The following is a 13915-nucleotide window of genomic DNA, read 5'->3' on the forward strand; positions in this document are numbered from 1 at the left end:
TGTAGGAAAATATTAAATTTTTAAATAAAAGACATAATTAATTAAAATTATAATTTGCTATTAGTATCTTTTTAAAAATATTTACAATTATTATTTTACTAGGTTATGCAAGAAGTCTATTAGATAAAATTTTTATTCAACAATTTAATGAAAAAATTAAGAAAAATAATGCAATTAATTAAGAAATTCGTGCGGCAATTGCTTTTGATAAAACTGGTAATAAATCTTTAATGCGTCTAATTTTAGGAACGGTAACAGCTGAAAATTCAGGACAATTACCTGAAACAGCTGACATTGGTAATTATCAACCGGCCTTATGGGCAGGAGAGGGAATAAATTCATCGGGCTTAACAACTGAAAATTTTGTAACAGCTTATAAAAAAGTTTACCTATTTTTAATGTCAGTGATAATCATATGATGTTAGCTAGATTATGTGTTAATTTAAATTTTATTTCACTATATGGTTTACCATTAGCTGGAACATTAAAAATCGATGGTAAAAATTTTGAAAGTAATATTTTAATTAGTCGTCAAGGTTTAGATACTAAATTAATAAATTTTGGAAAAATAATTGTTGCGTTTCATAAATATTATCAAGTTGAAATTAAAAAACGAGTTTCAACTTTTAAAGATGAAATTAATTTTAAGCATACTAGTGTATTTCATGTTGGTGAAAAGTTATTTAATAAATTTAAAAGAAATACGCAGAGTGCTAATGCAATTTTTAAAGAATTATTAAGTAATTTTAAACAAAGTTCAAATGTAGATAATTTACCTGATCTTAAGTTATTTAATGCTTATAATTTGGTCAAAGATAAAGCCGTTTGAGTTGGAAATAATAATAATTATCAAACCGTTCGAAATCGAATTGTCTTCAATTATTATTGAAGTTCATTTTGTTTAGCATTTACATTTGGTTTAAATCGAACAAATTCAATTTTCTATGCAGTCTACGGTTCAAATGGTGGCGATATTGATGTTAACCATGGATAATGAGCATGAATTTTAATTGATAAGTAATTTAGTTTTACAACTTTATTATTTTTTAGTAAAATTAAAATAATATATAAAAAGGTCTTAAGCAATGACGAATTTTAATCCAAAATGTTTTAAATGTATTGCCGAACAAGAAAAACAAGGTATTGGTGGCGGAGCTGCCAGAGTCTTATTTGGAAAAATGAAAGAAGCAATGGTTGGTGCAGTTGATGATGAAATTTTTATTTGTGATCGTCATAAGTAAGAATTAATATAAGGAAAAAAGCAGTTGATGCTTTTTTTTAATTTTTAATAAAAAAAATTGACTTTTGTGTCAAACCAATATAAAATTTATAAGCGTATATTGTGAAAAGTGAGGTTAATAATTAATGGCATTAAAAGAAAAAGAATTTGGGCATTACGCTAAAAGAATTGATTACACAAAAGTAAGTGGGAATTTAGAATTACCAAACTTAATTGAAATTCAAACTGAAACATATGATTGATTCAAGAAAACGGGGATTAGCGAAGTGTTCGGGGAGGTATTTCCGATTGTTGGACATGAAGGAAATATCGTTTTAGAGATGTTAGATTGAGAATTTAGAGAGCCACGAAGAACAATTTCTCAAGCAAAAGATGAGTCAAAAATCTTTGAAGCACCAATTTATTCAAATTTAAAATTAACAATTAATTCAAAAGATTTAGAAGTTGAAAAAGCAATTTTTAAGGGAGAACCCGAATTAATTAAAGCGTGAATTGAAGAACGTGTTGGGCATATGATTACAATTTTAAAAAAATCAACTGATGTTATTTATTATGATATTCATTCTGGCGATGAAACAGCAACATGTACAGTAACAATTAAAGAAAGATTAGATGATAAACTAATTATTGATATTACAATTGAAAAAGAAGGCGAAGTCTTTTTTGGTGATTTTCCACTAATGACAGGAAAAGGAACTTTTATTGTTAATGGTTCAGAAAAAGTCGTTGTTTCACAATTAGTTCGTTCACCAGGAGCATATTATAAAATTGATTTAAATCGTAAAAATGGAGAAAATGTTTACTATGTTGATTTAATTCCATCACGAGGGACATGGTTAGAGTTTGAATCAGATCATAAAAAAATTAAAGTTGGAAAAGAAGAAAAATTTGAGAATGTTTTTTATGTAAAAATAGATAAATCTAGAAAAGTATCGGTTGCTAATTTCTTAACGGCGTTAGGAATTATTAAAGAAGATGCTCTAGAAATTTTTGGTGATAATAAATTAGTAAAAAGCACCTATGAATTAGATCCATACACAGGTGATATTTCATATGACCAAAGTATTGCTGTTCAAGAAATTTATAAAAAAATTCGTTCAGGAGAAACAGCAACTCCAGATGGTGCGACAAAATATTTATATGGATTATTATTTGATAAACGTAAGTATGATTTAACCAAAGCAGGACGTTTTAAATTAATTCAAAAATTATCAGTTGAAAATCGAATTTATAACAAAATATTAGCTGAAGACATTAAAGATGTAAATGATAAAGTTGTTTTTACTGAGGGAACGTTAATGGATAAAGAAGCTATTAACAAGTTAAAAGGAATTTTAAAAGCAGGAGCTTGTTTACAAGAAGTTAAATTTAGTGATGAAATTATTTGTTCTAATAAAATCCAAAAAATTAAAGTGTATTTTGATAATGAAGTTCGTTCACGTGTAGCGAATATTATTGGAATTGATCCTAATGCAACTGATGAATATGTAACAGTGCCTGATGTTTTGGCGACATTTTCATATTTATTAAATTTAACAGATGGAATTGGGGAAGTTGATGATATTGACCACTTAGGAAATCGTCGTGTTCGAACAATTGGGGAATTATTACAAAATCAATTTCGAATTGGTTTACTAAGAATTGAAAAAAATGTTAAAGAAAAAATGTCAACTTCAAATTTATTTAAAATGAAACCTTCAAATATTATTAATAATAAGCCATTATCAGCAATTATTGGTGAATTTTTCAATTTATCACAATTATCACAATTTATGGATCAGACAAATCCTTTAGCTGAATTAACAAATAAACGTCGATTAACAGCCCTAGGACCAGGAGGATTATCAAGAGAACGTGCTGGGTTAGAGGTCCGAGATGTTCATTACTCACATTATGGTCGTATTTGTCCAATTGAGACCCCAGAAGGGCCTAATATTGGGTTAATTAATAACTTAGCAACATATGCCAAAATTAATTCATATGGATTTATTGAAACACCATATCGTCGTGTTATTGGTTGCAAAGTTACAATGGAAAATGATTATTTAACAGCTGATGAAGAAAAAAATTATGTTGTTGCACAAGCTAATATTCGTTTAAGTGATAAGGGTGAAATTTTAGATGAACAAGTGGTTGCACGTTTCCAAGGAGAAAATATTATTGCTGGACGAAACGATGTTGACTATGTTGATGTTTCACCAAAGCAAATTGTTTCAATTGCAACAAGTTGTATTCCATTTTTAGAAAATGATGATGCCAATCGTGCTTTAATGGGTGCTAATATGCAACGACAAGCAATTCCTTTAATTGCGCCAAATTCACCATATGTAGGAACAGGAGTTGAATATGCTGCTGCTCGTGACTCGGGATTAGCAATTGTTTCACAATATGATGGAACTGTTGATTTTGTTGATGCAACAAGAATTGTTTTAAAAACAAAAGAAGGGTTAAAAAATTATAATTTAGACACTTTTGTTCGTAGTAACCAAGGAACATCATTAACTCATGTACCATTAGTGCGTCAAGGACAAAAAATTGAAAAAGGACAAGTTTTAGCTGATGGACCATCAATTGATAAAGAAGAACTAGCATTAGGACAAAATGTAGTAGTTGCTTTTACAACATGAAATGGTTACAACTATGAAGATGCAATTATTGTTTCAGAACGGTTAGTATCCGAAGATGTTTTTACATCAATTCATATTGAAGAATATACAATTGAACGTCGTCAAACAAAACAAGGTCCAGAAGAGATTACTCGTGAGATTCCGAATATTTCTGAAAATGCACGAAAATTTTTAGATGATGATGGATTAGTTATTATTGGGACAGAAGTTAAACCAGGTGATATTTTAGTTGGAAAAGTAACACCAAAAGGACAAACCCAATTATCACCAGAAGATAAATTATTACAAGCAATTTTTGGTGAAAAATCAAAAAATGTTAAAGATAATTCATTACGAGTTCCAAATGGTGGTGAAGGAATTATCCAAGCAATTAAACGCTTTCCACGAGAAAAATATGAATTATCAGCTGATGTTTTAGAAGTTATTAAAGTTTATATTGTTCAAAAACGAAAAATCCAAGAAGGAGATAAAATGGCTGGTCGCCATGGGAACAAAGGGGTTATTTCGAAAATTTTACCGTTGGAAGATATGCCACATATGGAAGATGGAACACCAATTGATATTATGTTAAATCCATTAGGGGTACCATCACGGATGAATATTGGACAGGTGTTAGAAATTCATTTGGGAATGGCAGCGAAAAAGTTGGGACAAAAAATTTCAACTCCTGTTTTTGATGGAATAACAAATGAAGAATTAGTTGAAATTATGGATAAAGCAGGAATGAAAAACTTTGGGAAAGAAGTTTTAATTGATGGTCGAACAGGTGAAAAATTTGATAATCCAGTTTCGGTAGGAGTAATGTATATGTTGAAATTATCACACATGGTTGATGATAAATTACATGCAAGAAATGTTGGGCCATATTCATTAATTACACAACAACCATTAGGAGGAAAAGCCCAAAATGGGGGACAACGTTTTGGAGAAATGGAAGTATGAGCGTTAGAAGCTTATGGTGCAGCTCATACATTACGCGAAATTTTAACAATTAAGTCTGATGATATTAAAGGAAGAACACGTGCTTATGAATCAATTGTGAAAGATAAAAAGATTCCAGAACCAGGAATCCCAGAATCATTTAATGTGCTAACTCGTGAAATTCAAGGGTTAGGATTTAATATTCATATGATTGACGAAAAAGGAAACATTAAGAATATTAAGAGTTATGATGAGACAGATTATGTTGATGAAGACTTATTAACAGATAATGATGAATTTGAAGATGAATTTGATATTGATAACTTTATTTTAAGTACTAATCTTGAGCCACAAAAAAATGATAATTTAGATGAATTTGTTAAAGTTGAAGATAGTTTTGACTTGGTAGATAATTTAGACGATGATGAGTTAGATGACATTGATGATGAACTTGATGAAATTAATGATCAAGATGAATTAGATTAAGGGGGAAGAAAAAAATGATTGAAAATAATGAAAAAAATAATCGTATGATTAAAATCGGCTTAGCAAACCCTGATGATATTCGTAGTTGATCATATGGGGAAGTAAAAAAACCAGAAACAATTAATTATAAAACATTAAAACCAGAACGCGATGGATTATTTGATGAAAAGATTTTTGGTCCAACCAAAAATTTTGAATGTGCTTGTGGGAAGTACAAAAAATCAAAAAATAAGGGAAAAATTTGTGAACGTTGTGGAGTAGAAATTACTGAAGCGATTGTTCGTCGTGAACGAATGGGACATATTGAATTAGAAGAACCAGTAACACATATTTGAATGTTAAAAGCAGCACCTAGTCGAATTGCTTTAATTTTAGATATGAAAACAAAAGAACTTGAAGAAGTTGTTTACTTTGTTTCATATATTGTATTAGATGCTGGTGATGCAAAATCATTGAAACAAAAAATGGTATTAGATTTAGGAAATGCTAAAACATCAGCACAAACACGTCAACGATTAACAAAGACATTGCGTGAAATTTTAGATACACTAGAACCTAACACAATTGCTTATGAAGTGGGAGAAACAATGATTGAAGATTTAAAAAATACTTCATTGCCATTTTCAATGGATGAATGTGCTCAGTTCATTAATCGTCATACTAATGCACGATTTGGAATTGGAGCAGAAGTTGTTGAAGTATTATTAAAAAATCTAAACATTGATGATGAAATTGAAAAAATTAAGCAAGATTTAAAAGATAAAAAAACAGAATTAGATCAAAATAAATTAATGAAACGTTTAGAAGTTTTAGATTCATTAAAAAAATCAGGTTCACGACCAGAATGAATGATTTTACGAGCAGTGCCAGTCATTCCACCAGATATTCGTCCAATTATTCAACTAGATGGTGGTCGTTTTACAACATCAGAAATTAATGATTTATATCGTCGAATTATTATTCGAAATGAACGATTAAAAAAAGTTAAAGCAATGGGAGCACCAAGTGTTATTGTTAATAATGAAAAAAGGATGCTACAAGAAGCTGTTGATGCTTTATTAGATAATGAACGTAAGGCACGACCAGTAACGGGAAAAGATAAACGACCATTAAAATCATTAACAAGTATTTTAAAAGGAAAACAAGGTCGTTTCCGTCAAAACTTATTAGGAAAACGAGTTGACTATTCAGGACGGTCAGTTATTGCAATTGGACCTGACTTAAAAATGTATCAATGTGGGTTGCCACGTGATATGGCCATTACATTATTTAAACCATTTGTTATTAGCAAATTAGTTAAAGATGGTTTAGCAGCAAATATTAAAGTTGCGGAAAAATTAATTTTAAATCAAGATGATAAAGTATGAGAAGTTTTAGAAGAAGTTATTAAGACTCGTCCAGTGTTATTAAACCGTGCGCCAACGTTACACCGATTAGGAATTCAAGCATTTGAACCAAAATTAGTCAAAGGAAAAGCAATTAGATTACATCCATTAGTAACAACTGCTTTTAATGCTGACTTTGATGGTGACCAAATGGCGGTTCATGTCCCAATTACAGAAGAAGCAGTTGCTGAAGCACGAAGTTTAATATTAGGAAGTCGAAATATTTTAGGACCAAAAGATGGTAAACCAATTGTTACACCAACCCAAGATATGGTGTTAGGGAATTATTATTTAACATATGAAGAAAAAAGACAATTAGGGGAAGGAACAATCTTTAAAGATTTAAATGAAGCTGTTATTGCATATGAAACTGGAGCTGTCGCTTTACATGCTTTAGTTGCTATTCCTGTTGTTGGTTTTGTAAATAAAAAATTTAAACCCGAACAAATGAAAGATTATATTATTACAACCCCAGGAAAAATTATTTTTAATCAAATTTTTAAAGAAGAGTTTCCATACTTAAATGAACCGAATGTTGAAAATTTAACAGCATTACCTGCTCGCTCATTAATTAAAGACAATGTTAATTTAGTTGAATATTTAGCGAGTTGAAAAGTTAATCCACCATTTAAGAAAAAAGATTTATCAAATATTATTGATCGCTACTTTAAACAATATGGAGCTAATAAGACTGCTGAAATGTTAGATAACATGAAAAATCTTGGTTTCAAATATTCAGGGAAATCAGGAGTAACAGTATCAGCAGGCGATGTTAAAGTTTATGATAAAAAACAAGAAGAATTTAAAGCGGCAGATCAAAAGGTAAAAGAAATTAATGATTACTTTAAAATGGGAATGTTGACCAGTCGTGAAAAACAACACCGCATTATTAGTGTATGATCAAAAGTTAAAGATAACATTCAAACTGAATTAGAACATGTTTTACGTGAAGACCCAAAAAATCCAATCTTTATGATGGCGGATTCAGGAGCACGGGGAAATGTTTCAAACTTTACCCAATTAGTTGGGATGCGGGGGTTAATGAATAATCCAAAAGGAGACATTATTGAATTACCAATTAAGTCTTCGTTCCGTGAAGGTTTAACAGTGTCAGAATTCTTTATTTCAACCCATGGAGCACGAAAAGGGATGGCTGATGTTGCTTTAAAAACAGCTGACTCAGGATATTTAACAAGACGATTAGTTGATGTTTCACAAGAAATTATTATTACAGTGAAAGATTGTAATGCTCGTCGTGGTTTTGTTGTATCAGATATTATTGAGCAAAAACATGCTAACATTATTGTGCCATTATTTGACCGTTTAGTTGGTCGCTATAATTTAAAAGATATTAAATTAAAAAATGGTAAAGTTATTGCTGCTAATACATTATTGACTGAAGAAGATAGTCGAAAAATTGTTGATAATGATATTAGGGAAGTTATTATCCGTTCTGTTTTAACTTGTGAAGCAGAAAAAGGTGTTTGCCAACGTTGTTATGGGAAAAACCTTGCTACAGGAATGGAAGTTGAAATTGGTGAGGCAGTTGGAACAATTGCTGCACAATCAATTGGAGAACCAGGAACACAGTTAACAATGCGAACATTCCATACGGGTGGTGTTGCTGGGGGAGCTGATATTACCCAAGGGTTACCACGGATTAAAGAATTATTAGATGTAACCACACCAAAAGGATCAATTGCTGTTATTTCTGAAATTGATGGAAAAATTAGTGATATTCGTGATGAAGGTGGAATTCATACCATTTATGTTAAATCAGATAGTGATGAACGAAAATATAAAACGCAATATAATGCTGTTTTAAGAGTTAAAATTGGTGACAAAGTTGCTCGTGGTCAAAAATTGACGGAAGGTTCAATTAATATTAAAGAATTATTAGAAGTTGCCAAAATTGAAGATGTTCATAATTATATTTTAAAAGAAGTACAACGAGTTTATCGTTTACAAGGAATTGAAATTTCTGATAAATATATTGAAATTATTATTAAACAAATGTTAAATAAAGTTAAAATTATTGATGCTGGTGATACTGAATTATTACCAGGAGAAATTGTAACAATTAAACGCTATCGTAATGAAACAATTAATGCTGTTCGTTCAATGAAAAAACCGCCAACAGCAAAACATGTTATTTTTGGAATTAAAAAAGCACCATTAGAATCTGAGTCATTCTTATCATCAGCGTCATTCCAAGATACAACACGAGTATTGGTTAAGGCGATTATTAAAGGCAAAGTTGATTGTTTAGAAGGTTTAAAAGAAAACATTATGTTAGGACATTTAATTCCGGCGGGAACAGGATTAAAAAATCCCAAAGATATTATTACGGCTGGAATTGCAGCAAAAGCTGAAGAATACTAAAAAGACCATTAGGTCTTTTTTTTCTTGGGAATATTGAGAATAAATCTTGACTTAATTTTTTGTTTTATGTAATATTATATATGGATTGTATTCTTTGATACACTAGGATATGTGAAACAGAAAGGAGAAAGCTTAATGCCAACAATTAATCAATTAGTGCGTAAACCACGTAAAGATAAAGTGTGAAAAACAAAAGCTCCTGCTTTAAACAGAGGGCTAAACTCTTTACAAAAAAAACCTACTAATGTTACAGCACCACAAAAAAGAGGTGTTTGTACAAGGGTTGCAACAATGACACCAAAAAAACCGAACTCAGCGTTACGAAAATATGCTCGTGTGCGTTTAACAAACGGAATGGAAGTAACAGCATATATTCTTGGTGAAGGACATAACTTACAAGAACATAGTGTTGTATTAATCCGTGGTGGAAGGGTTAAAGATTTGCCAGGGGTTCGTTACCATATTATTCGTGGTACTTTAGATACTGCTGGAGTTAATAACCGCCAACAAGGAAGATCACTATATGGAACAAAAAGACCAAAAGCTGCAAAAGCTTAATTAAACAGAAAGGAGGATTATTACGATGCGTAAACGCCAAGCAGAGAAAAGAGATGTTTTACCAGATCCAATTTATAGTTCAAAATTAGTAACACGTGCAATTAATAAAATTATGATTGATGGGAAAAGAGGAGTTGCTCAAACAATTTTATATGGAGCATTTGAGATTGTTAAAGAAAAAACAAAGACTGAACCGTTAGAAGTTTTTAATAAAGCAATTGAAAACATTACGCCACATTTAGAATTAAAAGTTCGCCGAATTGGGGGAGCTAATTACCAAGTTCCAATTGAAGTAAATGAAGATCGTAAAGTTACGTTAGGATTAAGATGATTAATTAATTATGCAAGATTACGTAATGAAAAAAGTATGATTGATCGTTTAGCAAATGAAATTATTGATGCTTCAAATGGAATTGGGGGAGCAGTTAAGAAAAAAGATGATACCCATAAAATGGCAGAAGCTAATAAGGCTTTTGCTCATTATCGTTGATAAAAAATAGAAAAGGAAAAGAAAAATGGCAAGAGAATATTCTCTAGAAAATACGAGAAATATTGGAATTATGGCACATATTGATGCTGGAAAAACTACAACAACAGAACGCATTTTGTTCCATACTGGGAAAATTCATAAAATTGGTGAAACCCATGATGGAGCTAGCCAAATGGATTGAATGACTCAAGAACAAGAACGTGGAATTACAATTACTTCTGCGGCAACAACGGCGTTTTGAAAAAATATGCGTTTAAATATTATTGATACTCCAGGGCACGTTGATTTTACTGTTGAAGTAGAAAGATCATTACGTGTGTTAGATGGAGCAGTAGCTGTTCTTGATGGACAATCAGGAGTTGAACCCCAAACAGAAACGGTTTGACGTCAAGCAACTACATATGGTGTACCACGGATTGTCTTTGTTAATAAAATGGATAAAATTGGAGCTGACTTTTTATACTCAGTAAAAACAATTCATGACCGTTTACAAGCAAATGCTCATACAGTTCAAATTCCAATTGGAGCTGAAGACCAGTTTACAGGAATTATTGATATCGTTGAACGAAAAGCTTATCATTATGATGGAGCAGCAAACGAAGAAGCAAAAGAAATTCCAATCTCAGATGATTTAAAAGACTTAGTTGAAGAATACCGAATGAAATTAATTGAAGCAGTGGTTAACTTTGATGAAGATTTAATGATGAAATACTTGGATGGTAATGATATTTCAATTCCAGAAATTAAAAGTGCAATTCGTACTGCAACATTAACTGGTGATTTTTTCCCAGTCTTTTGTGGAAGTGCTTTTAAAAACAAAGGAGTTAAATTAATGTTGGATGGGATAATTGATTATTTACCTTCACCACTTGATATTCCATCAATTAAAGGTGTTCTAGAAGATGGGACTGAAGTTGAACGTCATGCTGATGATAGTGAACCATTTTCAGCATTAGCATTTAAAATTATGACAGACCCATTTGTTGGGAAATTAACATTCTTCCGGGTTTACTCTGGAGTGTTAAAAAAAGGAAGTTCTGTATTAAACTCAACAAAAGATAAAACAGAACGTATTGGTCGTTTGTTAAAAATGCATGCTAATAATCGTGAAGAAATTGAAGCAGTGTATGCTGGTGATATTGCAGCAGCAGTTGGTTTGAAATTAACAACAACGGGAGATACGCTTTGTGATGAAAAAAATGAAGTAATCTTAGAATCAATGGTTTTCCCAGAACCAGTTATTAACTTAGCTTTAGAACCAAAAACAAAAGCTGACCAAGAAAAAATGAGTTTAGCATTACAAAAATTAGCAGAAGAAGATCCAACTTTCCGAACATGAACAGATGAAGAAACAGGGCAAACAATTATTGCTGGAATGGGAGAACTCCACTTGGATATTTTAGTTGATCGAATGAAACGTGAATTTAAAGTGGAAACTAATGTTGGAGTACCACAAGTTTCATATCGTGAAACATTTAAAGATAGTGCTGAAGTAGAAGGAAAATACATTAAACAATCAGGAGGACGTGGACAATATGGACACGTATGAATTAAGTTTGAACCAAATCATGATAAAGGATTTGAGTTTGTTGACGCAGTTGTTGGTGGAAAAATTCCAAAAGAATTCATTGGCTCAGTTAAAAAAGGTTTAGAAGAGTCAATGCAAACAGGAAAATTAGCAGGATATCCAATGATTGATATTAAAGCAACATTATATGATGGGTCATACCATGATGTCGATTCATCACAAATGGCTTATGAGTTTGCCGCTAGTTTAGCTTTAAAAGAAGCCGCTAAAAAATGTAAACCAGTTATTTTAGAACCAATTATGGCTGTTGAAGTTACTGTTCCAGAAGAATACTATGGGGATGTAATGGGAAACTTATCTTCACGTCGTGGTCAAATTGAAGGAAATGATCAACGTGGAAATGCCCAAGTTGTAAAGGCAAAAGTTCCATTATCAGAAATGTTTGGATATGCAACTGACTTACGAAGTTTTACCCAAGGACGGGGAACTTATACAATGTTGTTTTCACATTACCAAGAAGCACCAAAGTCAATTACCGAAGAAATTATCAAAAAAGCAGGAAAATCAACAGATTAATTATTACACAATGGTTTAATCTACCATTACTAAAAAAAGATTGCAAAGTAAAAAGAATTAATTTACAATAATTATGACATTTGTCTATTAATTAAAAATATAGGAGGAAAAGATTAAAATGGCAAAACAAAAATTTGATAGAAGTTTACCACACGTAAATGTTGGAACAATTGGCCACGTTGACCATGGTAAAACTACTTTAACAGCAGCTATTACAACTGTATTAGCTAAAAAAGGATTTGCAGAAGCCCAAAAATATGACAATATTGATAAAGCTCCTGAAGAAAAAGAACGTGGAATTACAATTAATACTTCACACGTTGAATATCGTACTGATAAAAGACACTATGCGCACGTAGACTGTCCTGGGCATGCCGATTATGTTAAAAACATGATTACAGGTGCTGCACAAATGGATGGTGCGATTTTAGTTGTTGCAGCAACAGATGGGCCAATGCCTCAAACAAGAGAACATATCTTATTATCAAGACAAGTTGGTGTACCAAAAATGGTTGTTTTCTTAAACAAATGTGATATGATGGATGGCGATACTGAAATGATGGATTTAATCGAAATGGAAGTTAGAGATCTATTAAGCGAATATGGTTTTGATGGTGAAAAAACACCAGTTATTAGAGGATCAGCTTTAAAAGCTCTTGAAGGTGATGCTCAATGAGAAGAAAAAATTATGGAATTAATGAACGCAATTGATGAATGAATTCCAGAACCAGAAAGAGATACTGCTAAACCATTTATGATGCCAGTTGAAGATGTTTTCACAATTACAGGTCGTGGAACAGTGGCAACAGGTCGTGTTGAACGTGGAATTGTTAAAGTTAATGAAGAAGTCGAAATCGTTGGATTAAAAAATGAAACTAAAAAAGTTGTTGCAACAGGTTTAGAAATGTTTAGAAAATTATTAGATGATGCTAAAGCTGGAGATAATGTTGGGGTTTTATTACGTGGAGTTGATCGTAGTGATGTTGAACGTGGGCAAGTTATTGCTAAACCAGGTTCAGTTAAACCACATAAAGAATTTAAAGCACAAGTTTATGTTTTAACAAAAGAAGAAGGTGGACGTCATACACCATTCTTCGGAAACTACCGTCCACAATTTTACTTCCGTACAACGGATGTTACAGGTTCAATTAAATTACCAAGCGGTGTTGAAATGGTTATGCCAGGGGATAATGTTGAAATGACAGTTGAATTAATTGCCCCAGTTGCGATTGAAGAAGGAACAAAATTCTCAATTCGTGAAGGTGGACGTACAATTGGTGCCGGAACAGTTGTTTCAATTAGTAAATAATAACATTAAAAAATAACTTTCTTTGAGTTATTTTTTTATTAATTATAATTAATCTTGTTTTTATATTTTTTTTCTTATATAATATTAGATAAGTTCTGAAACGAGTAGTAACAACGGAATATAATCCAACAGTTAATAATGCGGAATTTCCAGCAACAAATAGTTTTTGAGGAAAATTCTTTGTATACATTTGATTTATTTTAATTATCCCAATTTTCTTATTTATTTTATCAAGAAATAATTTAATTAGAAATAAAGAAAAAATTGAAGAAACAGCTTCTGACATTGATGTTCAATAGACTTCTTGCATAACCTAGTAAAATAATTGTAAATATTTTTAAAAAGATACTAATAGCAAATTATAATTTTAATTAATTATGTCTTTTATTTAAAAATTTAATATTTTCCTACAA

The 13915-nt window shown here is 31.2% G+C and carries 9 protein-coding genes; 8 read left to right on the forward strand and 1 reads right to left on the reverse strand.

Features of this window, described 5'->3' with window-relative positions; translation table 4 throughout:
* Positions 1 to 418 precede the first annotated feature (418 nt).
* From EHU54_RS01970 to tuf, 8 genes are all read left to right on the forward strand, one after another.
* The gene (locus EHU54_RS01970; RefSeq protein WP_400248663.1) at positions 419 to 994 is read left to right on the forward strand and encodes a hypothetical protein; all 576 of its coding nucleotides are present in this window, start codon (positions 419 to 421) and stop codon (positions 992 to 994) included.
* Positions 995 to 1085: 91 nt separating this feature from the next.
* Positions 1086 to 1241, forward strand: coding sequence for a hypothetical protein (locus EHU54_RS01975; protein WP_400248664.1), 156 nt, complete (start codon positions 1086 to 1088; stop codon positions 1239 to 1241).
* A 124-nt stretch (positions 1242 to 1365) separates the two neighbouring features.
* Entirely contained in the window at positions 1366 to 5274 is a 3909-nt protein-coding gene (locus EHU54_RS01980) for a DNA-directed RNA polymerase subunit beta (RefSeq protein WP_400248665.1), read from the forward strand.
* 14 nt (positions 5275 to 5288) lie between these two features.
* Positions 5289 to 9041, forward strand: coding sequence for a DNA-directed RNA polymerase subunit beta' (gene rpoC, locus EHU54_RS01985; RefSeq protein ID WP_400248666.1), 3753 nt, complete (start codon positions 5289 to 5291; stop codon positions 9039 to 9041).
* Positions 9042 to 9176: 135 nt separating this feature from the next.
* Positions 9177 to 9599, forward strand: coding sequence for a 30S ribosomal protein S12 (gene rpsL / locus EHU54_RS01990; protein WP_400248667.1), 423 nt, complete (start codon positions 9177 to 9179; stop codon positions 9597 to 9599).
* Positions 9600 to 9624: 25 nt separating this feature from the next.
* Positions 9625 to 10092 (forward strand): 30S ribosomal protein S7, encoded by a 468-nt coding sequence (rpsG, locus tag EHU54_RS01995; RefSeq protein WP_126820750.1) that lies wholly within the window; start codon positions 9625 to 9627, stop codon positions 10090 to 10092.
* 22 nt (positions 10093 to 10114) lie between these two features.
* The gene (gene fusA, locus EHU54_RS02000; RefSeq protein ID WP_400248668.1) at positions 10115 to 12193 is read left to right on the forward strand and encodes an elongation factor G; all 2079 of its coding nucleotides are present in this window, start codon (positions 10115 to 10117) and stop codon (positions 12191 to 12193) included.
* A 118-nt stretch (positions 12194 to 12311) separates the two neighbouring features.
* Entirely contained in the window at positions 12312 to 13502 is a 1191-nt protein-coding gene (tuf, locus tag EHU54_RS02005; protein WP_348736040.1) for an elongation factor Tu, read from the forward strand.
* Here tuf and EHU54_RS02010 read toward each other — a convergent pair.
* Entirely contained in the window at positions 13492 to 13812 is a 321-nt protein-coding gene (locus tag EHU54_RS02010; RefSeq protein ID WP_400248669.1) for a hypothetical protein, read from the reverse strand. The two genes, tuf and EHU54_RS02010, sit on opposite strands and share 11 nt — an antisense overlap.
* Between the last annotated feature and the right edge of the window lie 103 nt (positions 13813 to 13915).

The organism is Spiroplasma sp. ald, assembly GCF_044714355.1.
In the GTDB taxonomy this organism is placed as follows: domain Bacteria; phylum Bacillota_I; class Bacilli_A; order Mycoplasmatales; family Mycoplasmataceae; genus Spiroplasma; species Spiroplasma phoeniceum.